We start from the raw sequence: 25,352 nt of genomic DNA, 5'->3' as shown, positions 1-25,352 counted from the left end.
CATTGCGGCTCGTAAAGTGCATAAGTTGTGGTTCAAGCAGAACAACGGATCGCAACGGAGGACGGCGAGGGGTGACGCAAACCGACGACCCTTTCTGGTCGGCCTTATGAGCTATGTCTTGGATGATACGCGTCCTTCCGCCGCCATTCGGAAGGATAGCGAGCGTCGACTTTTTTTCTGAACGAAAAGAGGATTGAAGATCAGAGATGATCTGGAACTGATGCCCACGAAAAGGACCAGACATAACAGGGAAACCATGAACATTTTCCCTGTATGTTGATTTCCATCCTGAACTGAGCCGGGATTTCCATCGAGAAGTGAGCCTCCTTTGAGTGTGAGATTCACCTCAATGTCGGGTCGACAGCTGCTCGCGCTTATACGTGCGCCGGAGGAAACCCAAAGGCCCAATGTGGATCACTCCGTTGCACCCATCGCTCGGCGCTCTGGGAGAAAGGTCTAATTGGTTCAAATCCAAGTGGAAACTGCCAGCATTTCCGGATCAGCTTCAAACGCAGATCAACAGAGTTAATTTATTTCAATTCGATCGGGATCCAAACCACGCTTTGCAATTTCTGCTTTGGCCTTCTTTATGAATCGCTGAGAAACGGCGTACCCGACTCCCAGTCCAGCCAGCCCAAAAACAACAAGCGGCCCCCATTCCTTAGCAGACAATGCTGCAAAAACTCCAAAAGCGATACCCGCCAAAAGGATAAATGCACCTATGCCATTCCCGGCATCACTCGCCTGCTTTAGATCTCTGGCGCTTCTCGCGATAAGGTCACGAAGTTCGTTATCAGTCAACTCCGCAAGTGGACCACCGGAAGAAGTTCTCTTGATACGGTCGATCTCGGCCTCAGTTCTCGTTTGGAGTGCTTGATCAAACGCTCGATTCTCATCGACCTTCTTGGCTGTTTCGCTAGCCTTGTTCAACGCTCCGAGAACCAAGAGAACTCCGACTACGACAAAAATCCAGAACATGCCGCACACCTGATTGATTCCTGCTTGGTCAAGCGTTGAGAACATTGGACGCATGTCAAGCCTCTTGAAGCTTGGCACCTCAGTTCTCGAGTCAACAGACTGAAGATCATGTGTCGCGCCTCACTACAGAAGGACTGATCCTGGCTGGCCGTAGAATGTCACAGGCAATGCTGTCGACGCCATGCTCTGTCAGGGGAACTGTCTGTCTCTCGGAGTTATCGACCTCGTGAGCTCTTCAGGCTACGCCTGTGGGAGATGCGATGCGGATATCCTGAGCAATTCTTGACTTCAAATTCAACAACAAGCAGAAGGCCCAGCCTTCGCCGAGCGTCCAAAGACCGCTAACGCAGCAATTGACTCGATCATGCGCCATGACTAGCGTCGGGGGGCATTTGTGGAGGGCCCATGAGTTTCAGATTTCTATTGGTTGTCGGCCTTCTTGCTGTGGGCTGGTTCTTTTGGCAGAGCCAAGTTGACCCGACGAGACAACAATGCATTTCTGTGGAAGATGATGTGAACTGGAGCTTCAGAAGCTTTCGAAATACTTGTGATGAGCCAGTCTATGTTCGGTTCTGTCAGAAGCTTTCGATGGGCGAACTGGGGCAACTTTTTGGCATGGACACAGGTGATTGGAGCTGCACGGACCACAACGCAACTCCTGGTCAGTCGTTCATGACCATCAAATGGACGCATGAGCAAAGCTCGGCGGCATCCGTTGTGCTGAGCACCTCGAGGTATGCCTTTGGATCGTGCCGCATCGGCTACAGAGTGGTGTTCGTTGATGAGGGCAATTTCAAATGCGAACAGTGAAGATCAATGGCATTTGACTTAGGTTTCCGGATCCAATTACGGAGAACGGAACGTGTGCATAGGGTAATGCCCGAGATGTCCGCGTCAGAGATCCAATTCATTCCGATTCAACCTATTTCTAGCGGCCCCTGCAGCATCCTCTCCCCAATAGATCCTTCACATTCCCTACGCCCCACTGCCCACCCCGCCGCGTCCTAATGCCCCGCGCGGACAACTCCGCCGCCACCGCCCGCAGCGTGGTGTGCCCCGCCGCCCGAATATCCGCGATCACCGGCGCCAGATCCCGCGCGAACTGATCCGCATTCGCCGCGACGGTCGCCCTCAGCGCCACCCCACCCTTCCCAGCCCGTTTGAGCGCCGCGGCACCATTCGGATTGCCCAGCTTCACCCCACGCGCCTTTGCAGATGCCAGGGCCTCCTTGGTCCGCCGGGAAATCGCCTCCCGCTCTGCCTCAGCGACGAGGGCCATGATACCCACCGTCAGGTCGTTGGCCTCCGGCATGTCGACGGCCACGAACTTCACCCCGCTGTCCCGCAGGGCGAGCAGAAAGGCTGCGTTCCTGCTCAACCTGTCCAGCTTGGCGATGACGAGGGTTGCCCCGGTGACCTTGGCATGGTGCAGCGCCTTGGCCAGTTCCGGCCGATCGGCCTTGCGACCGCTTTCCACCTCGGTGAACCGTGCCAGCACCTCCGCACCCCTCGATGCCGCGAACTCCGCGATCTGCCGCCGCTGCGCTTCCAGCCCCAGGCCTGATTGCCCCTGCCGCACGGTCGAGACCCGCTCATATGCCACCAGCCGCTGCCCTGCCGCCATATCCGCCCCCTGTACACAACTGCCTAACGTTCGTTGCGCAGTTCTGTACCATCGAACGCGGTGAGCTCGTAGAGGTAAGATCCTGATCTGTATGGGTTTCCCCTAGAGCCTGCCATCAATCAGGTAGCGCTTCTGATCGGGATCATCGGAAGGTTCATGCGGGATCGCCGGGCCATCACCAGACAGCGGCTTCTCCATCTTCCGACCCTCCTTGTCCTCGTAGATCACCACGAACTCCACCTTCGGAACCGGCTCACCGTTCAGGGGTCCATTCCGCAAGGCCACGATGCGGGACCGCGAGGCTGGCGTCAGACCGAGTTCCGCCATGTAGCGCCCCATCAGCTCCATCTGCCGGTTGGAGATGGTGAGCCAGGGCGATTGCTGGACATAGCCCGAGGGCGTGCGGATCAGCACAGGGGTCTCCTTCAGCTTCTCTTCCGCCTCCACCCAGCGGCCGTAGGCCTGGCAATAGGCCGCGAGAACCGCCCGATCCACGATGGTGACCACGCGCATCTCCACCAGCGCATCCACCAGCCGGTACCATTCCTCCCGCCCGGCCTCGTTCAGATGCGGCGGGCAGTCCGGTATCCCCTCCGGAGGGATCGGCTCGTCATGGTTCCAGGCCCGCTTGCCGCGATTGCCTTCCGCGCGCCGCCAGGCCGTGGGTTTGGGGGCAGGACCTCTCATGACCAGCGCTCCCCGATGGCATTGAAGAGGCGGCGCAGCGCATAGCTGCGGGTCAGCGACAGGACCGTGAAGACAGCTGCCACCAGCGCGTTCTCGGCCAGCGCCAGATCATGGCCCAGTGCGGGGAAGAGAAGCCGCTGCACCCAGATCGCCAAGAGGAAGCCCAGGACGGTGCCCGTCAGCGCTTCCATCGCCGAGGCGCGGCGGGATTGGCCTTCACGCATGATCGGCCTCCTCGTGGGGGGCGTGGTCAATGATGTTGCCGGGCATCGCCATGCGTTCGGCAATCTGGTCGAGATAGGCCGTGAGACGCGAGAAGGCCTCTCCCTTGCCTTGCGCATCGACGAGCGTCGTGCGGCTGTCGATCTCCACGGTCTCGCGCCAGCCGCCTTGCGTCTTGAGATAGAAGATCATGGCCGTGACATTGCCAGCCCGGGCCTTGGTCACGAGGCTCTGGGCTACAGCGCCAACGGCGCGCGCCTTGCCCCTTTTGTACCGTTCACAAAGATCGGGATCCCGGTCGATGAGGTTGAAGAAGGTCGTCCGTCCAATCCCGAGGAAGTCCGCAATCTGCGCCGCGGTCAGCACGGCCGCGAGGGTCTCCACCTCGGCCCGCTGGGGATCGGTCAGCACGATGGCGGGACGTCCGGTCATGCCGCCTCCTTCGGAGAACGCTCCGATGCAATCTCGGCAAAGGGACGTCCCTCCCCCTCCAGCACCGCCTCCTCGCTTGTGAAAGCCTGCCAGCGCAGCACGGCCACATCCACATAGGCCGGGTCCAGTTCCATCGCGAGGCAGGACCTGCCGGTGGCCTCGGCGGCAATTAGCGTCGTCCCGGATCCCGAGAAGGGCTCGTAGATCGCCTGCCCAGCCGAGGAGTTGTTCAGGATCGGGCGGCGCATGCACTCGACAGGCTTCTGCGTACCGTGGATCGTGGCGGCATCCTGATCCCGGCTGCCGATCGCCCAGAGCGTCGTCTGGCTGCGATCCCCACTCCAATGTCCTTTACCCTTCCTGCGCACCGCATACCAGCAGGGCTCATGCTGCCAGTGGTAGTCGCCCCGGCTGAGGACGAGCCGTTCCTTCGCCCAGACGATCTGCGCCCGCATCTCAAAGCCGCAGGCCATCAGGCTCTCGGCCACGGTCGTGGCATGCAGCGCCCCGTGCCAGACATAGGCCACATCCCCCGGGAACAGCGCCCAGGCTTCCCGCCAATCGGCCCGGTGGTCATTCATGACCTTGCCGGTGCGTTTGGTCTCCGACAGCCCAGCCCGGTTGCGCCAGTCGGGATCGTAGGCCACGCCATAGGGCGGATCGGTCACCATCAGGTGCGGGCGCACCCCACCCAGCAGGCGCGTGACATCAGCCGACTTGGTGGCATCGCCGCAGAGCAGCCGGTGGGGGCCCAGCTGCCAAAGGTCTCCCGGCCGCGAGACTGGTTCTGCGGGCACCTCGGGAATGCGGTCTTCCTCCGGATCGGCGTCGCCCCGGCGCAACAACGCATCCACCTCCCGCGCATCGAAGCCGATGCCGTCGAGATCGACGCCCAAGGCCGCCAGATCGGCCACCTCGATCGCGAGCAGGTCCTTGTCCCACCCGGCCTCTTCCGCCAGCCGGTTGTCGGCCAGGATGTACGCCCGCTTCTGCGCCTCCGTCAGATGCGCCAGTTCGATCACCGGCACCCGCGTCAAGCCCAGCTGCCGCGCGGCCATCACCCGGCCGTGGCCCGCGATGATACCGTTCTCGCCGTCCACCAGCACCGGGTTGGTGAAGCCGTATTCCCGGATCGAGCCCGCCAGCCGCGCAACCTGCGCCTCCGAATGCGTCCGTGCATTTCGGGCATAAGGCACCAGCGCCTCCACCGCCCTGTAGTCAATCGCCAGATCGCTCATCCTGCCGCCCCCATCCCCCCGCCCCGCAAACCTGCGGCGTCTCTGCGCGGGATGTGGGGGAGTATATCAGAGGCGGTAAATCATTGTAATCATGACGTTTTACGACAAGCGGCGACATTCGCAGAAACTGACACAGGCGTCAGCCTCCTGAAACCAGATTGTGCCTTGGCTGACCGAAATACCCCTGGGCTATGTCATCTTTTTCCGCGGATTTGATCAGTATCAAAGTGACTATCGCTATCACCGAACATCATTAGGGTGAGGCAAGGAGCAGACCAATGGGACGAATGTACAATGCCGACTGGGTCATCCCGGTGCTCAAGGATCTAGAGGACTTCCTGAGCGCAAACGACATGCGGGAAAGCTCCCGGATCGTGGCCGAAGCCGCGGCAAGGGTTCGGATGGAGCGCAATGCGTCTCGTACTCCCCACCGACAGAGCACAAGCATCCCTGGTTTTGCAGACCGGGGAAACGTGATCCTCTTTCCTAGGTCGGCCTCCAGAAGCTGACGTCCAGTGAGCCGTCTCGAAGACTAGGGCCCTCGGGCCCGCTTTGACAGATAGCGCTCCGGTGTAGGCAAGGACTAGGCAGTCAAAGCCCTGATGACGTCCGATCCAAGCGATCTGGTATTCTTCGGATTGCCCATAGCGTTCATGATGTCCACGCCGTGCTGGCGCGCGATTTCCCGCAGCACAGGCTTGGTCGGGTTTACGGGCGCGCCGTCCCTCTCGACCAGAATTGTCCCATTTTCCAGTTGCGAGATCGTGTAGCCCTGCCATGACGCCTGAGCCGTTTCCTTCAGCTTGCTCAGATCGGCTGGCGGCCGTGGATTTCGGGAGACCGGAAAGTAGAGCGCGGTACCGATGTCACGCAACTGCGGTATCACCTCTGCGATCGGGAGGTCCATCAACTCCTCCAGTGAAGGCTCCCCCTCGTCCAGGTTGATGCGGAGGATGACCACGCGGTCGACCTGATCAATCGTGGCCCGGTTGAAGTCTACCCGTGTGGCAGAAGTGATCGTCTTGACGGAGATCCGTTCGCCTTCTGCCGATACGACATCATACCCGCGCTGGTTCACCGCTGCAGCCATCTGTCCACGCGTGATCATGGCGGTGTAGAGCTCGCCAATTCGACCGGTGAGATGGCGCAGTTCTTGAACGGGCGCGCCCCATGCAAGTTCCCGTTCCAGCCACTGCAGGGCGTCGGCGAGGGCCTTTATGATCTGTATCTGGCTTAGCGACATGACGACCTGACATTTCTTCCTCGGCAACTTGATCCCACGACGCGGCATGGTTGGGCAACCGGTTGTCGCAGGTTTGAATGTTCAACCGCTCGTTAAAGCAGCAAGACTAAGTTGGGCACCAGCCAGCAAGCGGCCCAATCCTCGCTTCAAGCCGCTCTTTCAAGGTCAGCGGATCATTCTTGATCCACCACACCCGCTGCCACGACCGTCCCCGTCCCTGCCGCCGGTATCGCGCCGATTTAAGCGACATTTCCCTAAAGGAATTACTTATAGGGATTTGTCGCTTAAATCCCGTCCGCTCAAACACCTTCTGCGCCTGCTTGTCGTCCGTGAACAACCCAGGATGCAGCGCCGCGGCATCGGCCGGGCTGTCGACGGCGCAGCCTACAAGCAGCATTCTCTGGAAGATGTCCGGAACCAGTGAGTCCCACGCCACCACGCGATCATGGACCAGTGGCAAGGCTTCATCGGCCAGCACCTGGACCTCGAGGGGATTGGCTGCCGACCGGTTTACACCACGGCCTCGCCCGATCGCCTGGATGACCTCATCCATGCAGACGGCTGAACGGAGGAGTTCCGCGTCCGGATCCTCGTGTTCGATCGCCAACACGGCACGCCGCGAACCATCACGCATCAGGATGCTGCGGCGAACCCTGTGGTATCCACCCTCCGGCAAGCGGCCGAGATAGGCGCTGGTCAGGTTGGCGATGTCCTCCGCCCCAGGCAGGGGCCGGCCTATGACGATCAACAAGGCCGCGTCCCTGAAGATGTCCAACCCTGCGATCGCCTTGAAGTGGCCGGTGACAACGCCGGGAATTGCGGCAAAGGCTGGCTCGATCTGCTTGTACGTCACAACGAGCACACGTCCCGGCGAAACACGGGCAGCTTCCCAGCGGACGTGATCGACGCATTCCTGCAGACGATTGCGGCGACGACGGTTTTCATCAGGGCTTGCTTTGGGATCTTCGACCAGTGTCGACTTGCCGAAACTGCCCTGCACCGCTGTTAGATGCATGTTTGGCATCGCCGCCGAAATCTCGGTGACCGTCAGCCCCGGCAGCACGGTTTCCGCGAGTTGGGGCCGCAGCGTGGCATCGAGGTGCAGGATCGGCAGATGCGCCAGGCTCTCGTCGATTGCGTGCAGGCCCATGACTTGAACCCTGACGGCTTTGGTCACCGGATCGGGTGGAAGAAGCCGGATCCGGCCGTCCCGATCAACGTCGCCTTCCAACAGCTGAGCGAGGGCCAGGAACAAGTCCTCGCGCCGCAACGACCGATTGGCGTCCTGACTGAGCTCCTTGGCCCTCCGGCGAGCCGCTTGAGCCAAACCGGGTTGAAGCCCCGGATCGACCCGCAACCGCTCTTCCAGAGCGGCAGCTTCCCGGCAGGCCTCAGCGGTCAGACCAGCATCAATCAGCTGCTGTCGGGACAACGTAACGGTGCCGTTGGCACGCACAGTATTGGCGGCAAGTGTTCTCATTCCAAACAGGTCCGCCCATGCGCGCTCTTCTTCGGCAGGATCGAGCATCCGTGGCTCATCATGGGCCTCGATTGCGGTGATTTCCTCGACGCCAACTGTGACGGTCTTGATAGCCCGCTCCCAACAGCCCTCATCGATGACCATCAAGGCGACGGACTCAGTGTTGATCGACAGGCCTGTGAACAGATTGTCATAGGCTGCGATGACGATGTCCGCCGTCTCCGTCTGGCGGAGGTTGTCCTGTTTGGCGCAGAGATCGAAGTTGTGGCATCGCCCACCGCCACGGCGCATGCAGGCATTCGGGAACACCGGCTGCCCCGAAGCGATGGCCAGACGCACCATGTCGAGGTCTTGGCACATGCTCTGCCGAAGGCCGGGCATCCTGGCCTCATAGCCGCGATGGACGGCGACGCGCACGTTATTCGTTGCCCAGCCGGTCGCTGCCTCGTCAGCCAGGGCCAGCGATGGCACGAAGACCAGCAGGCGATGCGGAAGTCCGGCTTCCTTCAGCCTGGCCTGCAGAGCCAGTAGCTGTTCGCGCGAGACGGCGGATTTCCCAAGACCGACGGTTGCGCGGATCCCCACGCGCGGGGCCGAACCTGTCCGACCGGCGGCCTGCCAAGCCTCGGCCACAGTGCAGAACTTGCCGATTGTGTCCGCCAGCAGTTGTCTCGCTTCCTCCACCGGCAGAGAGGGTGCCACCTCGACCGGCCGGGCATCCGGCAACGTTCTTGACGGCAACCGACCCGCTGCCAGCAGCGAGAGCTTGTTCTGAACCTTCGTCAAAGCATCGGACGGACTATAGGCAGCACGACCGTTCTGTTTCCCCCGCGTCAGGACAGTCGATCCGGCAAACTGATCCCAGACACGATCTGCCAAAGTACCAGCGTCGATGGCCCCACCTGCATCCACGGCGTCATGCACGGCATGGAACGCAATGCTGGACAGCCAGCCATCGCGACCATCGATCACCAGGCCATCCGCGTTCCGGGTGGGTCCGGTGCCCGTGGTTGAGACCCCACCCTTCCGAGACCGACGTTGCTCCGCGCCAATTGGCGGCAAAAGCGCCGCCAGTTCCGTCAGCAGGTCAAGGCAGGTGGCTTCGTCAACGAACGGGAGATCGGACAGGGGTACGTCCAGCGGTGTTTCGTCCGTGGCCCAGTAGTAGGGTCTTGCAATGTCCGGATGGACCCCAAAAGCAACGAACTGCTGCCCTTGCCCCAGGATTTCCAACCCACGGATCTTCTGCTTTGGGAATGGCGTAGCAGTCTGCACCATGTAGAGCCGCTTCGGCCAGCGCCCCACACGCACAAGCGTCGCGCCGAACCGGTCCTCCACGATCTGCCCCATCTGGTGGGCAATATCCGGGTCCAGCACGTCAATATCGATGCCAACCAGGTTCCCGGTTCTCAGCCCGACACCGGCATTCGGGAACGTCCGCACCCAGCTGCGAACCTGAGCTTCACCGATTGAGGCGCGCTGCCATGCCTTGACGCAAGGGCGCTTTGTCCCCGGTACAAGCGGCAGCGGTTCATATCCATTGTCGAGAAGCTTGAGCGCCACCTCCCCATACGTGGGATGACCAATGCCAACTCGGCCGCCGCTGGCAGCCTTGGTTTCGTTGCGTTTGTCTTGCGCGGGCCCGTTTTGAAGGTCCCGCGCCATGCCTAGCCGCCCTTGCGCCGGTGGCGGCCCTCGTAGGCCTGCACGTCTTCCACAAGGTAAAGAACCTTGCCACCGATCGTGTGCCAGGCGGGCCCATAGCGCTCGGCCCGCCAACGCTCGAGAGTGCGCGTGGTCATCCGCCAGCGATCGGCAAGTTCGGCGGTCGTCAGCCAGGTAGGTTGTGGAGGTGTGGCGGCGGTTACCATGCGAAGGCCCACCACGGCGGCAGCGGCTGGTTCTGATCGTCCCTCGAAATGCCGCGGTAGATGGCCAGCAGGACTGTGCCGTCCTGCACCGCGTCCACCTGTTCAATCCGATACTCATGGCCGGGCGACAGAACGGCGTTCAACTCCCACGACCTGAACAGCCCCGGCAGGCGTTCAAACTCGTGCGGCTCATCCGGTGTTGCCATCCGCTGATCTCCCCATGATTGCGGGTCGGAACTGCCGACCTTCAAATGGGAAAAGCCACTCACGGCGCCTAAATGGGACAATGGCGCGCTACGCATCGTAGTGCTGCCGAAGCTTGCCCAAGGCCCGCTGATACCTTTTGCGCGCAACATCGTGCGACAGCCCCAGGTCGGCCGCTGCTTCCGCCTGCGAGCAGCCAGCGATCGCAACCCGCATGACAAGGTCCGCATCCCGCCCGACAACACGACGCAGGTCATCTTCGAGGATCATGGCGTGACTAGCGTCAGAGCCAGCGTATGGAGTCCGCTCCGGATCGATATCGACGATCAGGGTCTGCTTGCCGGACTCCCGCTTGCTGGCCCTGATCATGTCGCGCTGGACATTCGCAAGGATCGTCGCAGCGATCCGATTGACGCAACACAACCTGAGGTTACGAACTGATTGAACGGCCCGCGCCAACAAGTCCGCTGCTACCTCCTCGCACGGTCCCTGCTTTTGCCTGATCGCGCGTGACCTGATGGCATCCAGACCCGGCCACAGCGCAAGCAAAATGCAGGTCAACGCACAATCCGCACCTGCACCTCTTTTCTGAGCGACTTCGACCAATGCCGTCAGCACAACGTTCTTGTCGGCCGGATCGCCATCTCGCTGATGAAGCCAGTCGAACAACGCAGGTGGATCTGTGAATCCGGTCAGGACCCGGCTTCCAGCCCGCATCTCCTCGAAACTCCGCTGAAACCGATATGTCGTGGATGTGCGCAAGAGCTGCGCCCTGATCTCGAACCAGTTGAAAGACACGCGACGCCAACCTTTCGGTCGGGCGTCGCGCGCCTCTCAAAGGACCCACTGAGGGTTAAGGTGAGAAATGCGAAACGGGCGCCGATGATGGCGCCCGCTGGTTAGTCAGGTCTGATTGACCGTGCCGCAGCCGCGGCAGATGGCCTCAACCGGCAGGCTTACGAGGTAGCAATGCCGTTGAAACCGGATCTGGATCCGTGCCCCGTGCCGGACACCGAGCAGCTTGCCGCACTCAAGGCAGCGCCATTCGGCCGGCGGCACCGACGATGAAGAAAACCGCGTGATCGACTGGTGTGACGGGCGAACGTTGAAGGCATAGGCCATCCGAGGCTCCTCTTTGCAATGAGGAACCACCGTCGAACATCAACTATCGGACTGTAGCCCGTCCAAGTTCGGACCAGCGTCCGACCTTCGGGTCGTCTTCAGGAAGCTCTTAAGGACCAAAGGCCGTAGCCGGAGTTCTCAAAGTAAACATCGACCACAGATTTTCTGACCTTTGAGTTCCAGGCATCTACCGGGCTGCGAACACCTGTTCCCTCAATCAGCCGGCCAGTCGGAACTCCCGGGGCCCCAGCCTTGTGGGCTGCAACAAGCATATCCAGAATAACGAGCTGTTTTGGGCCGAGGACTGGCAAGGGCACTTTTCCGGGTATGTACAGCATCCCAGTCTGTTTACCGAATTTCATCAGCGCGACTTCTGCTCCGCCCAAGGCAAGCCATCGACCAGAAACGAAGCGCTGCCAAAGATCAGCCACGGCACTGTCATCCAGTTTCCCCTGAACCAGTATTTCGGGAAGAGGCACGACTACGTTTGGTCCGAGATGCTTGAATGATGTCCCGACGAGGGTGAGAACAATGCCGACACCCGCCTCCTGTCGGCTGCGCAGTGCCAGATCCGATGCTTGGAGACGGTCAGCATTCTCGATCCCCCTGACCAGGTACAGCGGGATGCTAACGCTTTCTCGACGCCATGTTCCAAGAAAGATTAGATCGTCGGTGAGGTTTTCGATGCGGCCTTTGCCAATCAATGGTCGCAGTGCGGTCAGCACAACTTCATCCAGCCATTCACGTCTTAGCTCGTACAGTCGTGTATCCTCTGCCGGCAACGTGCCTGCGGATTCATGGAAAGTGTCTATTCCCACGACCTCCCCTTCACGTGGGCTCGGCTCGATCAGGACCTCATCATCATCGTCCATCAGAATCCTGGATTGTCTCGCTTTGAAGGCGAGGATCCCACCGTCAAGCAGTCTTCGTGCATCAAGACCTAGTCGCCGAAGAAGTCCGCCCGAAATTTCATCCTCCGGCAGATCATGCAGCTGGAGAAGCTGCGGTAAAATTTCGGCCACCTCATCGTATTCCAGAGGTTTCAACCGGTTCAGTATCCCCCAATGCTGCAGCAGCTTGTAGCCAAGATCGCGATCATCAACGGAAGCTTTACTTTGAAGATTCGATCGCCGGTCGCCGAAAGAAATCTCAAGGGATCGAAGTCTTCTGTCCGACGGCCTCTTGTACTTTACTGCGATACTGACACGGCTTATGCCCTCTACCCGCCTCAGAAAGCGCGCTCCGCCCAGCCACAATTTCGCAATCTTTTCAATGTCATCATCGATGGTCACACGCAAAGAAAGCCTTCGCGACCAGTTACCAAGCCGCATTTCGACTTCAATCACTCTTGCCAGCTGGATATCAATGTCATCCCACAATGGCAGTTGTAGCGCCAACGAAGCATGAAAGCGTGAGAGGTCGTAATAGCGCCAGCTCAGCGGCTTTTGCGACAAATCGGCCTTGAAGACGATCTCTGCAAACGTCTCTGCTGCGGATCTTCGTACCTGCGGGCTCACGCCGCACACTTCGATCATTCCTTCCGTCGGCGTCCAGACCAGCGATGCCTCATTTGGAGGCCGGAAGTAGATCGTCTTTCGGGTGCCGCCGTCCTTGTGATGGAATACGCTTGAAAGGGGGCCTGCGTGTCGAATGATGACCAAAAGGGAAAGAGGATGCGCCTCGGTGGCTCGAAGTCGCACAGTGCTGATCTCGACCTTCGATGGCAGTTCTAGTCTCGCCGTAAGTAGGGAAGCCAATGCATTTCGGTCCATTTCTTCGGCGTCAGAAATGCATGCGTCACCCGCGTCAATTTCAAATGCATCGTACATTTTTCCATGATCGCGGTATTGGCGAACGGCATGGAACGCCTCTGCGTCACGGAAGTCCCTCTGATGGTTAAGAAACATCCAGATGCTTCTGCAGAGTTCGTCGGGCTGTGCACGAAGCGTTTCGTACGTTTCATGGTCCAGTCGCTCTTTGGCGACGTGCTCAAGAGACTTGATGCCTTCTTTCGAAGCGAGGTGCTTAATTCGCACACAATGATCTTCTATCGGGCGCAGCACCTCCATGGGTTGTGCATCCAGATGCGTTTTCATCAGCTGTCGAAGGGCATCGTCATCGTCTGAATATGGCCAGTCCCAGTCCAGGGGCGTTTCATCATCATCGTCGCGGTAGGTGAGGATCGAACGAAAAAGATCCAGGGGAGCGATATCCGCCAGATCCAGCGTCTCACGACCAATGTGTTTGTAGGCCTTTCTCAAAGTCGACCTCCACGATTGAATGAAGCTGCAAGAATTAAGTCCGACATGGGCACGTCCCGCAAGAAAGCTTGTGGGTTTGTCCCATTTCTCCACCCCGAGTGGCCTTTGACTGGCAGATGAACCCAAAAGGTCTGCCATGTCAGGTCCCAACCCCCTTGCCCCCTCCCTCATGACCCCCGCCGAGCGCCGCACCGAGTTGTGCCGCATCCTGGCCTTGGGCCTGATCCGGCTGATGCAGCGGCAGTCAAGTCAACTCTTTGGCGGGACTGGAGAAACTTCGCTACACTCTCTGCCCGACCAGAGCGCACATGCAACTCCGACGCATCGGAGAACCGCATGACGACCAATGATCCCATCCCCGCGCGCCTCGCGGCCCTGAAGACCGCCCCGGTCACCGCGCTGAAACAGCAGTGGCGCGATCTGTTTGCCACTGAACCGCCCCCCTTCAACCGCCGCTATCTGGAGAGCCGCCTCGCCTACCGCATTCAGGAACTGACCTATAGCGGGTTGAAACCCGAGACCGTCCGGCGGCTGGAGGAACTTGGCGAGGAACTCTACGGCGGCGGGGATCGCAAGAAGCGCAGCCATCGGTTCGATCGCGATCGGCCGATTACGGGCACGCGGCTGCTGCGCGAGTGGCAAGGGGTGGAATATGTGGTCACGGTCACGGCCGACGGCTTCGACTGGCAGGGACGGCCGTATCAGTCGCTGTCCGCCATCGCCCGCGCCATCACCGGCACGCGCTGGAACGGCTGGGTGTTCTTCGGGCTGAAGAACCATCGGAGGGGGCCGTGACCGAACGCATCGTCCAGAAGCTCCGCTGCGCCGTCTACACCCGGAAGTCCTCCGAAGAAGGCTTGGAGCAGGAGTTCAACTCGCTCCACGCCCAGCGCGAGGCCTGCGAGGCCTACGTCGCCAGCCAGCGATCCGAGGGATGGGTGCTGGTGCGGGATCACTATGATGATGGCGGCATCAGCGGGGGCACGCTGGACCGCCCCGGCTTGAAGCGCCTGCTGGCGGATATCGAGGATGGGCTGGTCGATGTGGTGGTCGTCTACAAGATCGACCGCCTGTCCCGGTCCCTGATGGACTTCTCGAAGCTGGTCGAGGTCTTCGACCGGAACGGCGTGACGTTCGTGTCGGTGACGCAGTCCTTCAATACGACAACATCCATGGGCCGGTTGACCCTGAACATCCTGCTGTCCTTTGCACAATTCGAACGCGAGGTCACCGCAGAGCGCATTCGGGACAAGGTCGCGGCCTCGCGCGCGAAGGGCATCTGGATGGGCGGGGGGGTGGCCTATGGTTACCGGGTGGAGAACCGCAAGCTGGTCATCAATGAGGATCAGGCTGCCCATGTGCGCTGGGTGTATCAGCGCTTTCTGGAGGTGGGATCCGCAACGCTGATCGCCCGAGAGGCTGCAGAGCGTGGCATGCGCACCACTTCGGGCAAGGCCATCGACAAGAAGTTCATTCACCGTCTGGTCGACAACCCGGTCTACATCGGGGAGGCGGTCCACAGGGGCAAGCGCTATCCCGGCGAGCATGCGGCCATCGTGGATCGCGAGACTTGGGAGAAGGTGCAATCCATCCAGAAGGTCAGCCCCCGCCAACGGGCGGCCAAGACGCGGGCGGACACTCCTGCCCTACTGAAGGGGCTGCTGTTCGGGCCAGATGGGGCAGCCTTCTCGCCCAGCCACACGCGCAAGGGTGGACGGCTTTACCGCTACTACGTCAGCCAGACCATCCTGCGGCATGGGGCGGGATCCTGCCCGGTGGGCCGTGTTGCGGCCGGGGATATTGAAGCGGCGGTGATCAACCAGCTGCGCGCGGTCTTCCGCCAGCCTGAGATCATCGCTGGCACCTGGAGGGCCGCACAGGCCCACACAGAAGGAGTCCGCGAGGACGAGGCCCGGGAGGCCCTCATGCGGTTGGACCCGCTGTGGGAGGAGCTGTTCCCCGCCGAACAGGCACGCATCGTGGGGCTGCTGGTAGAGCGGGTGGAGATCGGGTTGCACGGGCTGAACATCCGGATGCGGGTGGATGGTCTGGCGGCCCTTGCGCGTGAACTGCACAGCCCGGGCGTTGAGGCAGCGGCATGAACGCCTACGCTCCGGATATCGTGATCGTGCACGTCCCGTTCAGGATCGCCAAGCGTGGCGGGCGGAAGTCGATCCTGCCGCCAGCCGACGCCCCTACCCCGCGCCATGCTGACACCACGCTGGTTCGCGCCCTGGCGCGTGCTTTCCGATGGCGGCGCACGTTGGATGCCGGGGAGTTCCTCACGATCTCCGAGCTGGCTACACATGAGAAGGTCGCGCCCTCCTACATGACCCGCGTCCTGCGCCTGACCTTGCTCGCGCCTGACATCGTCGAGGCGATCTTGGACGGGAAGCAGGCGCCGGAGGTGACGCTGGCTCGCGTGCTGGAGCCTTTCCCAAATGAATGGGCGATGCAAGTGGCGCTCCTCAGACTGACCTGACGAGGAAGCGGCTTGGCCCGTGCGCTGGCCTCACACTGATCACGGCACCTTTCTTCTCTATCGGTTGTATCCCATTAAGCGCACGATAAGATTTGCAGCATGGAAGATGCTACGAATCCGAAACCCAAAACAAGAGACGTAGATGCGACGCCATACGCCGCGTCGCTGATCGAGGGACATCGGGACTTTGGCTACAGCCTAGAGACAGCTCTTGCAGACATCATCGACAACGCCATCACTGCCGGCGCTCGGACGGTCGAACTGATCGCCGACACCGTCGCTGACGAGCCATGGATAGCGTTGGCAGATGACGGTTCGGGCATGACGGAGACCGAACTAGTCGAAGCAATGCGTCTCGGTTCGAAGAATCCGACCCACGAGCGCGAGGCCGAAGACCTCGGTCGGTTCGGTCTCGGCCTGAAAAGTGCCAGCTTCTCGCAGTGTCGAAGTCTGACGGTTCTGACGCGGCAAAATGGTCGAACAGCTTGCGCGCGCTGGGACTTGGATCGTGTCGCGAAACGGAACGACTGGAGCCTAGAGCTCATCGACAACCCCGAATTCGTGACCGGGCATGACCTACTTGCGGAGACCGGAACGGTCGTCATCTGGGAGAAACTCGATCGCTTGAGCGGCGGTTATACGCATGACCGTGCGAAGCGGGCCGAGCACATGAATTCGGAGTTGTCCCGCGCAGAACATCACGTGCGATTGGTGTTTCATCGCTTTCTGGAAGGCGCCAAGCCACGTCTGAAACTGTCCCTCAACGGTCGCCCGCTGAAGCCCATCGACCCCATGGCAACGACACACGCCGCGACGCAGAAGGACCCGGAAGAAGTGCTTCGCCTGCGTCAGGGTGACGTTCTTATAAGGTGTCACACGCTGCCCCATCACAAACGGATGAGCCGGGAAGAGTGGGAAGAAATCGGCGGCCCGGAGGGCCATTTGAAGTCCCAGGGCCTCTACGTCTATCGCGAGAAACGTCTCATCATCGCGGGTGGGTGGCTGGGTCTGGCGCGTCAAACCGAACTTACGAAACTCTGCCGGATCGCAGTCGATATTCCGAACACGATGGACGCGGAGTGGAAGATCGACGTGAAGAAGGCCTCGGCTCAGCTTCCGCCGGTGGTGCGTGAGCGCCTGAAAAAGGTCGTCGAGCGGTTTGTCGGCACGTCCAAGCGAACGTATAGAAGCCGGGGCCAGAAGCTGGTCGATGAAACTCGCTTCCCAATCTGGAATAGGGTGCAGAAGGATGGACAGATCGTATTCCGCCCTAACCTCGAGCACCCTGTCTTCCGAACCTATGCCGAGCAGTTGCCAGAAGACCTGCGAGAGGGTTTCGAGCGCTGCCTGCGCATTGTCGGTTCAGGTCTGCCGATTGAGACGCTGCACGCTGAACTTGTGGGGAATGCGGAAGCGGTCACGGCTGACGAGACATCAGCAAACGACCTCGAGGAGCTGGTCTACTCCCTCGCGGTGACCCTGATGGAAATTGGTGTGCCGTCCGACGCGCTGTCGGACACGCTGCAGAGCAACCCATTCTTGCGAGAGCGGTGGGAAGCCGCCGCGCCAATTCTGGAAGATTTCTTGAGGACACGGATTTCATGAATGAAGCCATCGAGACAGTGAAGAACATGGTCGAGATGGGCCTGTTCAATCAGCCACGGAAGACGGAAGACGAACTGCGCAAGATGATCCGTGGGGTCGCGGGTGCGGTCGCGCCTGGACTTGGGGACGCCGAGATCGAGCAGATTGCTCGGGATATCGAGCACAAGCAGGGGATCAAGGCAGGTCTAATCGCAATCGTCGAAGGCGACGACCAAGATTTCGAACCCTGGCTTGATGATGCTAAACCCTCAATCACACCATTCTACTGGGAAAGGTATCAGAAGCTTCTGTTCAAGAAGAACTTGCCCAGAGATGTGATTACGTCAACAGATCAAGTCACGGATACCATACTGAGCCGCCTCGGCAATCCTCGCCTAGAAAAACGATGGGACCGGCGAGGAATGGTTGTCGGACACGTCCAGAGCGGAAAAACTGCAAACTATTCTGGTCTGATGTGCAAAGCTGCCGACGCTGGCTATCGCCTTATCATTGTGATCGCAGGAATTCACAATAACCTTCGGAGCCAAACCCAAGAGCGCATCGATGAAGGATTGATAGGATTTGACTCAGGCAAGCAGTGGGGTCGAACTGTCGGTGGACGAAAGTACGTAGTCGGAGCGGGAGAATTCGGTCCCAGTCGACGCCCTGTGTCATTGACCACCCGTATACACGACTTCAACAAGGCCAGAGCCGATAGCGACAGAAGTGAGATCGGGGATTATGTCGAACCAGTCGTTCTCGTAATCAAGAAGAATCATCGCACGCTCGCGAACCTGCTTGACTGGCTCAAGGACAATAGCGCGCGCGGCGATCACGAGATGATCGACCAGCCGATGCTTCTGATTGATGACGAAGCCGACAACGCATCGATCAATACTAAGTATGGCAAGAAGCTTGTCACGACGATCAATGGGCAGATTCGCGACCTGCTAAATATATTCCATCGAAGCTGTTATGTCGGGTACACGGCGACGCCATTCGCCAACATCTTCATCGACCCCGATCAGGACGACGAGATGTACAATGAAGACCTCTTTCCGAGGGATTTCATCATCGGCCTCGACGCGCCCACCAACTACTTCGGCCCGACCAAGATCTTCGTGGATGGACTGCCGGAGGAAGGCGATCCAACCTGGCTTCGTTACATCACCGACAACGAGGACATTCTGCCCATCAAGCACAAGATCGATCATGAGCTCGATGCGCTGCCGTCGTCGCTTACGCGGGCATTGCGCACCTTACTGCTTGCGAGGACCATCAGGAACTTGCGCGGGCAGAAGGCGACCCATTGCTCGATGCTTGTAAACGCGAGCCGCTTTACCGCTGTTCAGGGCCGCCTGCGAAATCGCCTTCACGAAACGCTCGAGCGGATCCAGAATTCAGTTCGCATAAATGCGAGCCGGGGCGCGGCTGCATTGCGTGATCCGGAAATTGCCGCACTCCACGGCGTCTGGCAGGAAGAATACTCCGACACTGAATTCGATTGGCCCTCCATCCAGTCCGAACTCCTTGGTGCAATCGCCTCGGCAAAGATCGTGGAGGTAAACAGCCGGGCCAATGATCTGGACTATTCGAACTCCGGAGAAAGTGGCCAGACCGTTGTTGCCGTCGGTGGGTTCTCGTTGTCACGCGGGCTGACGCTGGAGGGCCTGACCGTTACCTGGTTCCTTCGCAACACCATGATGTACGACACGCTCATGCAAATGGGGCGGTGGTTCGGCTATCGGGGCGGCTACGAGGATCTTTGCCGCATATGGATGCCTGCTGAAGCAATTGATTGGTACGCTTTCATCGCAAACGCTGCCGAGGAATTGCATGATGAACTACGTACGATGGAGAAGGCCAAGGCGACGCCTCGAATGTTCGGTTTGGCTGTACGAAGCCATCCCGCGTCGCTGCTTGTTACCGCTCGGAACAAGATGGGATCGGGCAAGAAAGTAACAACGCTTGTAGGTCTTTCGAACAAGTTTGTGGAGACTTCGAAGGTCAGCATCCGGCCCAGCGATCTTTCTGCAAACCTCGCGATTGCGAAGTCGCTTGTTTCCAAGTTGAATGGAGCGGGCCTGAGAGAAGATCCCACGCCTTGGGGCACCTTGGTCCGTGGCGTGCCGGTCGAATTCATAGACGAGTTCCTCGCAGGTTGGCGGAATGCCGAACAGAGTGTCACGACTGATCCGGGGCCGGTTCGCAGCTACATCCGGGCGCGAAGAGCCGATGAACTGCAGACTTGGGACGTTCTCATTCCCAGTCTTGCCAAGGGTTTGTCGGACAATACGCTCGGCAAGCCGATTGTGCCCGCAACGCGTTATGTAGACTTGCATGATCTCCAACACGAATTCATGTCGTTTAGCGGGAAGCGAATGCGCGTTGCGTCGCGGGGCATCGAAAAGGCTGGGGTCGACCCGGCAAAAGCTGATGCAGCAGAGGCGCGCTATCGAGAGGAAAAAGGAAAGGCCGACGGCGAGCTCGTGAACTTTCCGGACTCGATATACCGCCGCGAAAGAGATCGCGGGCTGTTCATTCTGCACTACGTGAAACCGAAGGCGCCGGATGGAATGGAGGATGCCAAGGAAGTCGACCTGATACCTGCCGACCCCGTCGTGGCATGGGGCATAAGCCTTCCGGTGTCTTCTCGCCCGGCCGAACGCGTCGAGTACGTGGTGAACACGATACGCTACCAAGAGCTCTTCGGTGAAGAAGACGAAGACGATGATCAGGAGGCAGCTCTTGAAGCCTCGTGATCCGTGGGAAAGACTCGACCCTGACGAAGCAAAGCGGGTCGATGTTGCGGGCCGTTTCGATTTCTTCTGGGTGGTGCTTGAAGCAGGCATGCCCGGCCTGATGTTGAGGCTGCCAAGCCTGCCGCAACCACTGCCGCGTCTGCCGAAGTTGAAGAACCTTGTGGCGTCCTTCCGCCCTGTCTTGGGCGGAAAGGCATTTGTTCTCGGCCTCAAGGAAAGAAGTCAGGTCGAGATCTTCGAAACACTTTGCCGTGATGTGGTGGAGGCTGGGGAAGCCGGCACGGATCGCGACGAAGCACTCTCGAGGGCGCTTCAACGCACGCGGCGCTGGTATCACCTTCTGCGTGGCGGAAAGACAAATGGTTTATCCGTTGAAGAGCAGCGGGGGCTTGTCGGCGAGTTGGCCTTCCTTCGGGACCTTGTTTCGGCTTTCGGACCTGACACTGCAATCGAGGCGTGGACCGGACCGACCGGTTCCGCCAAGGATTTCGAGCTAATCGGAAGCTGTGTCGAGGTGAAGGCAAGGCGGGTGGCGGCAAAGCCGTTCGTGGCCATTTCGTCGGAAGACCAACTTGCTGATGTCGAAGGCAGCCGCCTTTGCCTGCGTGTGGTCAATGTGGCGTCGGCCGTCCTGCCGGAAGGTCAGAGCCTGCATGATCACGTGAGAATGACGGCCGAGATGTTCGAAGAAGACGGCGCGGCGTTCGAAGCGTGGGAGGAGACGCTCTATTCGACAGGATATGATCCCGAGAACAGTTACGACGACAGGCGATGGCTTCTCGGCGCTGCGACCGATTATGAGGTTAAAGAGGGTTTCCCGCGGATTTCCGCGCCACTTGCACCAGGCGTAGAGAACGTCAGGTATTCGATCGCTCTCGATGCCTGCGAGCCGTTCAAACTGGAAGGTGATCTGATCGACGTGATCCGGAAGGGGATTGAGAATGAGTGATCTCGCAGAATTTCATCATGAACTCATCGCCGATATCCAGGGCGATGCGGACGTCCTCGGACTTGTGACGGTTGAGGCGTTTTTCGAGAAGGTAGGCGATCTGCTTACCGAAGCCGGGGAGTTGGACGGAGCCCACAGGGCTTACTTCGAGGGCGGAGGCGCCAGCAACCCCATGCGGATCGACGGTTACGGTGGCGACCCAAGAGATGGCGATGGCGTCCTGAGCCTCGTGTTGTGCGACTTCGAGCTTTCCGACGAGGTGCGTGTTCAGAACAAGGATCAGATTCAGCGCCTCCTGCAGCGACTCTACAGGTTCGTTGTTTCAAGCCTGAAGACCGATTTCCGAGAGCAATTGGAAGAGACAAGTGCCGGGTTCGGCGTGGCCGATCTCATCGCCACGACCTGGAAGGATGTCGAGAAGGTCAAACTCATCATCGTGACCAACGCCGACTTTCGCGCCCGTGCCGATGCGGCAAACGTGAAGGATCTTGATGGCAGACCTGTCACCCTCAGTGTTTGGGACCTGAAGCGCCTGAAGCAATACATGGAGCAGGGGCAGGCGCGGGCGAACCTGATCATCGATTTCGATAGGGATTTCGGCGGAGGCGTTCCCCTTCTTGCAGCCTCCGGAAGCGATAGTGCGCTCGAAAGTTACCTGGCGGTCATTCCCGGAAAACAGCTGGCGGCCATCTACGACAAATGGGGACCGCGCCTGCTCGAGGCCAACGTGAGAAGCTTCCTTCAGGCACGTGGCAAGGTGAACCAGGGCATTCGCAACACGATCCGCGACGAGCCGCACATGTTCTTTTCCTACAACAACGGCCTCAGTGCGACGGCCGACGCGATCGATTTGGAACAGACCGATCTTGGGCTCCGACTGGTGCGGGCGAACAATCTGCAGATCGTGAATGGCGGCCAAACGACTGCTTCACTGCACGCTGCGCGCAAGGCTTTCGCAGAACAGTTGGAACTTGTCCACGTACAGATGAAGCTGACCATCGTGCCGCGGGAACAATCCGAACAAGTGGTTCCGCGCATCTCGGAATATGCGAACAGCCAGAACAAGATTAGTGCGGCCGACTTTTTCGCCAACCATCCTTTCCACATCCGGACGGAGGAGCTGTCGCGCAAGGTCCTGGCGCGGGGAGAGGACGGGTATCGGGACACAAAATGGTTCTACGAGCGCGCGAGGGGGCAATATGCCGACGAACGTGGTCGAAGGTCCATCGCGGAGCGCAAGAGGTTCGATGCCGAGTTTCCGCGTTCCCAGTTCCTCACGAAGACCGACCTGGCCAAGTTCGAGAACACCTGGGCCTGCATGCCGCATATCGTGAGCCTCGGCGCGCAGAAGAACTTCGCGGAGTTCGCAAAGCACATCGGCAAGCGGTGGGGCACCGATGGCGCGGCGTTCGATGAGCTCTGGTTCAAGCGCATGATCGCGAAAGCCATCATTTTCCGCGCAACCGAAAAACTGGTCTCGGGCGCGGAATGGTACGAAGGCGGCTACCGCGCCAACATCGTAACCTACGCGATTGCCAAGCTCGTGCATGATGCAGAGGAACGGGAGATGGTCGTCGACCTCGACGCCGTCTGGAGATACCAGGACGTCTCGCCCGATCTGAAGGCGGCCTTGTTGGTGGCAGCGGCCGAAGCGCAGGACGTCATCACGCACCCGCCCGAGGGCGTACGCAACTTCAGCGAATGGGCCAAGAAACAGGCCTGTTGGAAGAGATTGGAAGATCGTGAGTTGATCTATTCGGAGGAATTCGACCGTGTTCTGATCGCGCCGGAACTGGCCAATGAGCGCGCGAGAGAGGCTCGCGCGGACAGGGCTGTAGAGACCAGCGTCGAGGCGGAGCTCGAAGTGCACAGGCTCGGTGCCGCGTTCTGGGCAGAGGCACGAAGCTGGGCACGGGAACGGGGGCTTCTGTCCCCGCGAGAAAACGGCGTTCTGGAAACCTGCGCCGCGATCCCGAGCAAGATGCCGTCGGACAAGCAGTGCGCGATTGCGATGAGCGCGCTCAAAAAGCTCCAAGATGAAGGATTCTCAAACGCGAGCCTCGAACTGACGAGCTGACGTTCAAAGGGTTTCGAATACAGGTAGCAGGGTGTCAGCAATCTGCCTTGCGAGAAATGGTGGCACTGCATTTCCAACCTGAACGAATTGCTCGGTGCGATTACCCATGAAGTGGTAGTTGTCGGGAAAGGTTTGTAGTCGCGCGGCCTCGCGCACCGTCAAACTACGACACTGCGTTGGGTCGGGATGAATGAAGTAGTGCCCGTCCTTCGAGATGTGGCTTGTTACCGTGGAAGCCGGAGCTGTGCCGATCTGAACGCGGAACCTGTCGTTGAACTTGCCTGTCTTCCAGTTCTTGTGTTCTGGAGCGAGGATGTCCGGGAACTGGTGTGCCCGTGGGCTGACTCCCTCGGCCTTCGCGAAGCAGGCGGCATATAGATAGCGCGCAAGATCGGACGGCATGTGTCCACGAGTTTCGTGCCCCGAGACACCGATGAGTTTCGGGTCGTCGAGAAACGCGGAAAGCTCCGGCTGCAGTTTCCTGGACAGGGGTTTTCTTGCGTGGCTCGAACGCCCCGTCTGCGAAGTCGTCAGAAGTCGTTCCTCGACCCGATCCAGCTCGTCCAGAAAACCGCTGAAGTTCTCGCCCGGATAGTCCCGGATGATCTTACCGACTGTCTCCATGGCGTCGACCACCGCATCGTACCAAGCGTGCTCGTCATCGCGTTGGCTCAAGCCACTTCGCAGCCGCGGCAGGCCCGTAAGCATGTCTCTGACCGGAACCAAGGCGTTTCGCCGTTGAAGTCGCGGGATGAAGTTACAGGCGACATCCGACCTGATCCCGACGATGATGACCCGGTGCCGTGCCTGTGGAATTCCGTGGTCCTCGGCGCGGATAACGAAGTCCTGTGGTTCGGGTTTTGCGTCTGACTGGACGCCGGCCGAAAGGGAAACGAGCCTGTAGCCCGAGCCAGCGCGCTCTAGGTCGGAAACGACCTGTTCGAAGATCGCCAACCCCTCGACGGAGGAGGAAAGCATACCCTTGACGTTCTCCATGACGAACACCGCAGGGTTCAACTCGTTCAGGACGCGGCAATACTCGCGGTAGAGGAAGTGCCGGTCGTCATCCTTCGGCCTGTAATCCCGGATACCGGCGTTTCTCGACCGTCCTGCGAGGGAATAGGCTTGGCAGGGGGGGCCGCCAATCAGGAGAGTGCGATCACCGGCCAATCGCTTTGTCGCAGAAATCCTCTCGGAAAGTATGGCAGCAGTCTCCGGTTTTCCGAGCTCTGCGCATAGCGCTTCATTTTCGGCAGCTTTCCATTGCCGAGGGTACAGCTCTTTCCAATCCGGGCATTCGTGCTTACCGGCAATCCATGAATAGTAGTCCGGAGGATATTCTTCAAATTGTCGCAAGAATGCGCGGAGTCTCAGTGTCTTGTGCGCAGCACGATCCTTCTCGATCGAGACGGCAATTTCATAGGCGCGCGACCCATCGCTCCCCCTGCAGGAGGAGAATCCTTCCCCGAGCCCTCCCGGGCCTGAAAACAGATCAACGATTTGAACGGGTTCAGACACTTCACTGCTCCTGCTTTACCTCTTTCCAAGTTTTAACAGACGTGGCAAGGAGAAGAGGTGGTGGACATCGTCGATGCCGAGACCCGCTCACGCATGATGGCAGGGATCAAGGGAAAGAATACCAAGCCCGAGTTGGCTCTCAGGCAGGCATTGCACGCGCGCGGTTTCCGCTTCCGACTTCATTCGAAGAAGGTCCACGGGCGACCGGACCTCGTTCTGCCGAAGTATCGCGCTGTCGTCTTTGTGCACGGCTGCTTCTGGCATCGGCATGAGGGATGCGGCTACGCCACCACTCCCGCAACGCGCTCGGAGTTCTGGCAGGCCAAATTCGCGGCGAACGTTGCACGGGACAGCTCCGTTCGCGGAGCGCTGCTTGATGAGGGTTGGCGCGTGGCGACGATTTGGGAGTGTGCCTTGCGTAAGCCCGACCAGGTTTCCGTGGCCACCGACCGTCTTGCAGAATGGCTGGTGGCTGTAGGTGACACGCTCGAACTCGGTGACAACGAGGCTTCGGCACACGTAAGAGAAGGTGAGGACGTCGGCTCTTCCCGCTGATTGACCCAGCGCAGCAAGGGTATGATCCGCCTGTTGAATGTTCGATCCGGGTTCCTTCTCACG

General features: G+C 59.6%; 23 protein-coding genes. 9 read left to right on the top strand and 14 right to left on the bottom strand.

The window, feature by feature from the left end:
* Positions 1 to 525 precede the first annotated feature (525 nt).
* A complete protein-coding gene (locus tag TabM4_RS06205; RefSeq protein ID WP_434619965.1) occupies positions 526 to 1,032 on the bottom strand; it encodes a hypothetical protein in 507 nt (168 codons plus the stop codon).
* Positions 1,033 to 1,383: 351 nt separating this feature from the next.
* On the opposite strand from TabM4_RS06205, the gene TabM4_RS06200 reads away from it, so the two are divergent.
* On the top strand, positions 1,384 to 1,788 hold the full coding sequence (locus TabM4_RS06200) for a hypothetical protein (protein WP_434619962.1): 405 nt from the start codon (positions 1,384 to 1,386) through the stop codon (positions 1,786 to 1,788).
* Positions 1,789 to 1,906: 118 nt separating this feature from the next.
* Here TabM4_RS06200 and TabM4_RS06195 read toward each other — a convergent pair whose 3' ends face one another.
* The 12 genes from TabM4_RS06195 to TabM4_RS06140 form a co-directional block, all read right to left on the bottom strand.
* Positions 1,907 to 2,602: a recombinase family protein gene (locus tag TabM4_RS06195; protein ID WP_434619959.1), complete on the bottom strand. Its 696-nt coding sequence runs from the start codon at positions 2,600 to 2,602 to the stop codon at positions 1,907 to 1,909.
* 102 nt (positions 2,603 to 2,704) lie between these two features.
* Positions 2,705 to 3,289, bottom strand: coding sequence for a phage terminase small subunit P27 family (locus TabM4_RS06190; protein WP_434619956.1), 585 nt, complete (start codon positions 3,287 to 3,289; stop codon positions 2,705 to 2,707).
* Positions 3,286 to 3,513, bottom strand: a complete 228-nt coding sequence (locus tag TabM4_RS06185) for a DUF7220 family protein (RefSeq protein ID WP_434619953.1) — start codon at positions 3,511 to 3,513, stop codon at positions 3,286 to 3,288. Before TabM4_RS06185 ends, TabM4_RS06190 begins: the two co-directional genes overlap by 4 nt.
* Positions 3,506 to 3,943: a hypothetical protein gene (locus TabM4_RS06180; protein ID WP_434619950.1), complete on the bottom strand. Its 438-nt coding sequence runs from the start codon at positions 3,941 to 3,943 to the stop codon at positions 3,506 to 3,508. The genes TabM4_RS06185 and TabM4_RS06180 overlap by 8 nt, the downstream gene beginning before the upstream one ends.
* The gene (locus tag TabM4_RS06175; protein WP_434619947.1) at positions 3,940 to 5,181 is read right to left on the bottom strand and encodes a site-specific DNA-methyltransferase; all 1,242 of its coding nucleotides are present in this window, start codon (positions 5,179 to 5,181) and stop codon (positions 3,940 to 3,942) included. The genes TabM4_RS06180 and TabM4_RS06175 overlap by 4 nt, the downstream gene beginning before the upstream one ends.
* Before the next feature lie 583 nt (positions 5,182 to 5,764).
* Complete coding sequence (locus TabM4_RS06170; RefSeq protein WP_434619944.1) at positions 5,765 to 6,424, bottom strand: DUF6998 domain-containing protein; 660 nt, start codon at positions 6,422 to 6,424, stop codon at positions 5,765 to 5,767.
* A 106-nt stretch (positions 6,425 to 6,530) separates the two neighbouring features.
* A complete protein-coding gene (locus tag TabM4_RS06165; RefSeq protein ID WP_434619940.1) occupies positions 6,531 to 9,569 on the bottom strand; it encodes a bifunctional DNA primase/polymerase in 3,039 nt (1,012 codons plus the stop codon).
* 2 nt (positions 9,570 to 9,571) lie between these two features.
* Complete coding sequence (locus TabM4_RS06160; RefSeq protein ID WP_434619937.1) at positions 9,572 to 9,775, bottom strand: helix-turn-helix domain-containing protein; 204 nt, start codon at positions 9,773 to 9,775, stop codon at positions 9,572 to 9,574.
* Positions 9,769 to 9,981 carry a hypothetical protein gene (locus tag TabM4_RS06155; RefSeq protein WP_434619935.1) on the bottom strand — a complete coding sequence of 71 codons (213 nt, stop codon included), beginning with the start codon at positions 9,979 to 9,981 and terminating at the stop codon, positions 9,769 to 9,771. The genes TabM4_RS06160 and TabM4_RS06155 overlap by 7 nt, the downstream gene beginning before the upstream one ends.
* An 88-nt stretch (positions 9,982 to 10,069) precedes the next feature.
* Positions 10,070 to 10,648: an RNA polymerase sigma factor gene (locus TabM4_RS06150; protein ID WP_434619932.1), complete on the bottom strand. Its 579-nt coding sequence runs from the start codon at positions 10,646 to 10,648 to the stop codon at positions 10,070 to 10,072.
* A gap of 234 nt (positions 10,649 to 10,882) precedes the next feature.
* Positions 10,883 to 11,101 carry a hypothetical protein gene (locus TabM4_RS06145; protein ID WP_434619929.1) on the bottom strand — a complete coding sequence of 73 codons (219 nt, stop codon included), beginning with the start codon at positions 11,099 to 11,101 and terminating at the stop codon, positions 10,883 to 10,885.
* 98 nt (positions 11,102 to 11,199) lie between these two features.
* Positions 11,200 to 13,362, bottom strand: a complete 2,163-nt coding sequence (locus TabM4_RS06140; RefSeq protein ID WP_434619926.1) for a hypothetical protein — start codon at positions 13,360 to 13,362, stop codon at positions 11,200 to 11,202.
* 336 nt (positions 13,363 to 13,698) lie between these two features.
* On the opposite strand from TabM4_RS06140, the gene TabM4_RS06135 reads away from it, so the two are divergent.
* The 7 genes from TabM4_RS06135 (at position 13,699) to TabM4_RS06105 (ending at position 23,216) form a co-directional block, all read left to right on the top strand.
* Entirely contained in the window at positions 13,699 to 14,157 is a 459-nt protein-coding gene (locus TabM4_RS06135) for a DUF2924 domain-containing protein (RefSeq protein WP_434619923.1), read from the top strand.
* Positions 14,154 to 15,464 (top strand): recombinase family protein, encoded by a 1,311-nt coding sequence (locus tag TabM4_RS06130; protein WP_434619920.1) that lies wholly within the window; start codon positions 14,154 to 14,156, stop codon positions 15,462 to 15,464. Before TabM4_RS06135 ends, TabM4_RS06130 begins: the two co-directional genes overlap by 4 nt.
* Positions 15,461 to 15,844: a hypothetical protein gene (locus tag TabM4_RS06125; protein ID WP_434619917.1), complete on the top strand. Its 384-nt coding sequence runs from the start codon at positions 15,461 to 15,463 to the stop codon at positions 15,842 to 15,844. Before TabM4_RS06130 ends, TabM4_RS06125 begins: the two co-directional genes overlap by 4 nt.
* A 99-nt stretch (positions 15,845 to 15,943) precedes the next feature.
* The gene (locus TabM4_RS06120; RefSeq protein WP_434619914.1) at positions 15,944 to 17,449 is read left to right on the top strand and encodes an ATP-binding protein; all 1,506 of its coding nucleotides are present in this window, start codon (positions 15,944 to 15,946) and stop codon (positions 17,447 to 17,449) included.
* Positions 17,446 to 20,190, top strand: coding sequence for a Z1 domain-containing protein (locus tag TabM4_RS06115; RefSeq protein ID WP_434619911.1), 2,745 nt, complete (start codon positions 17,446 to 17,448; stop codon positions 20,188 to 20,190). The genes TabM4_RS06120 and TabM4_RS06115 overlap by 4 nt, the downstream gene beginning before the upstream one ends.
* Positions 20,141 to 21,139, top strand: a complete 999-nt coding sequence (locus TabM4_RS06110; protein WP_434619908.1) for a PD-(D/E)XK motif protein — start codon at positions 20,141 to 20,143, stop codon at positions 21,137 to 21,139. Before TabM4_RS06115 ends, TabM4_RS06110 begins: the two co-directional genes overlap by 50 nt.
* Entirely contained in the window at positions 21,132 to 23,216 is a 2,085-nt protein-coding gene (locus tag TabM4_RS06105; protein WP_434619905.1) for an AIPR family protein, read from the top strand. Before TabM4_RS06110 ends, TabM4_RS06105 begins: the two co-directional genes overlap by 8 nt.
* A gap of 3 nt (positions 23,217 to 23,219) precedes the next feature.
* On the opposite strand, the gene TabM4_RS06100 is transcribed toward TabM4_RS06105, so the two are convergent.
* A complete protein-coding gene (locus TabM4_RS06100; RefSeq protein WP_434619902.1) occupies positions 23,220 to 24,734 on the bottom strand; it encodes a DNA cytosine methyltransferase in 1,515 nt (504 codons plus the stop codon).
* 57 nt (positions 24,735 to 24,791) lie between these two features.
* Between TabM4_RS06100 and TabM4_RS06095 the strand changes: the two genes are divergently transcribed.
* Positions 24,792 to 25,289 carry a very short patch repair endonuclease gene (locus TabM4_RS06095; RefSeq protein WP_434619899.1) on the top strand — a complete coding sequence of 166 codons (498 nt, stop codon included), beginning with the start codon at positions 24,792 to 24,794 and terminating at the stop codon, positions 25,287 to 25,289.
* The last annotated feature ends 63 nt before the right edge of the window (positions 25,290 to 25,352 follow it).

The organism is Tabrizicola sp. M-4, from assembly GCF_051132405.1.
GTDB lineage: Bacteria > Pseudomonadota > Alphaproteobacteria > Rhodobacterales > Rhodobacteraceae > Paragemmobacter.
Note: the sequence above shows the minus strand (reverse complement) of the source record. Positions and strands in the feature narration are given on the sequence as shown.

Excerpts from the sequence above, each read along its gene's own strand:
- TabM4_RS06205 (WP_434619965.1), bottom strand. The coding sequence starts at position 1,032 with ATGCGTCCAATGTTCTCAACGCTTGACCAAGCAGGAATCAATCAGGTG.
- TabM4_RS06200 (WP_434619962.1), top strand. The coding sequence starts at position 1,384 with ATGAGTTTCAGATTTCTATTGGTTGTCGGCCTTCTTGCTGTGGGCTGG.
- TabM4_RS06195 (WP_434619959.1), bottom strand. The coding sequence starts at position 2,602 with ATGGCGGCAGGGCAGCGGCTGGTGGCATATGAGCGGGTCTCGACCGTG.
- TabM4_RS06190 (WP_434619956.1), bottom strand. The coding sequence starts at position 3,289 with ATGAGAGGTCCTGCCCCCAAACCCACGGCCTGGCGGCGCGCGGAAGGC.
- TabM4_RS06185 (WP_434619953.1), bottom strand. The coding sequence starts at position 3,513 with ATGCGTGAAGGCCAATCCCGCCGCGCCTCGGCGATGGAAGCGCTGACG.
- TabM4_RS06180 (WP_434619950.1), bottom strand. The coding sequence starts at position 3,943 with ATGACCGGACGTCCCGCCATCGTGCTGACCGATCCCCAGCGGGCCGAG.
- TabM4_RS06175 (WP_434619947.1), bottom strand. The coding sequence starts at position 5,181 with ATGAGCGATCTGGCGATTGACTACAGGGCGGTGGAGGCGCTGGTGCCT.
- TabM4_RS06170 (WP_434619944.1), bottom strand. The coding sequence starts at position 6,424 with ATGTCGCTAAGCCAGATACAGATCATAAAGGCCCTCGCCGACGCCCTG.
- TabM4_RS06165 (WP_434619940.1), bottom strand. The coding sequence starts at position 9,569 with ATGGCGCGGGACCTTCAAAACGGGCCCGCGCAAGACAAACGCAACGAA.
- TabM4_RS06160 (WP_434619937.1), bottom strand. The coding sequence starts at position 9,775 with ATGGTAACCGCCGCCACACCTCCACAACCTACCTGGCTGACGACCGCC.
- TabM4_RS06155 (WP_434619935.1), bottom strand. The coding sequence starts at position 9,981 with ATGGCAACACCGGATGAGCCGCACGAGTTTGAACGCCTGCCGGGGCTG.
- TabM4_RS06145 (WP_434619929.1), bottom strand. The coding sequence starts at position 11,101 with ATGGCCTATGCCTTCAACGTTCGCCCGTCACACCAGTCGATCACGCGG.
- TabM4_RS06135 (WP_434619923.1), top strand. The coding sequence starts at position 13,699 with ATGACGACCAATGATCCCATCCCCGCGCGCCTCGCGGCCCTGAAGACC.
- TabM4_RS06125 (WP_434619917.1), top strand. The coding sequence starts at position 15,461 with ATGAACGCCTACGCTCCGGATATCGTGATCGTGCACGTCCCGTTCAGG.
- TabM4_RS06120 (WP_434619914.1), top strand. The coding sequence starts at position 15,944 with ATGGAAGATGCTACGAATCCGAAACCCAAAACAAGAGACGTAGATGCG.
- TabM4_RS06115 (WP_434619911.1), top strand. The coding sequence starts at position 17,446 with ATGAATGAAGCCATCGAGACAGTGAAGAACATGGTCGAGATGGGCCTG.
- TabM4_RS06105 (WP_434619905.1), top strand. The coding sequence starts at position 21,132 with ATGAGTGATCTCGCAGAATTTCATCATGAACTCATCGCCGATATCCAG.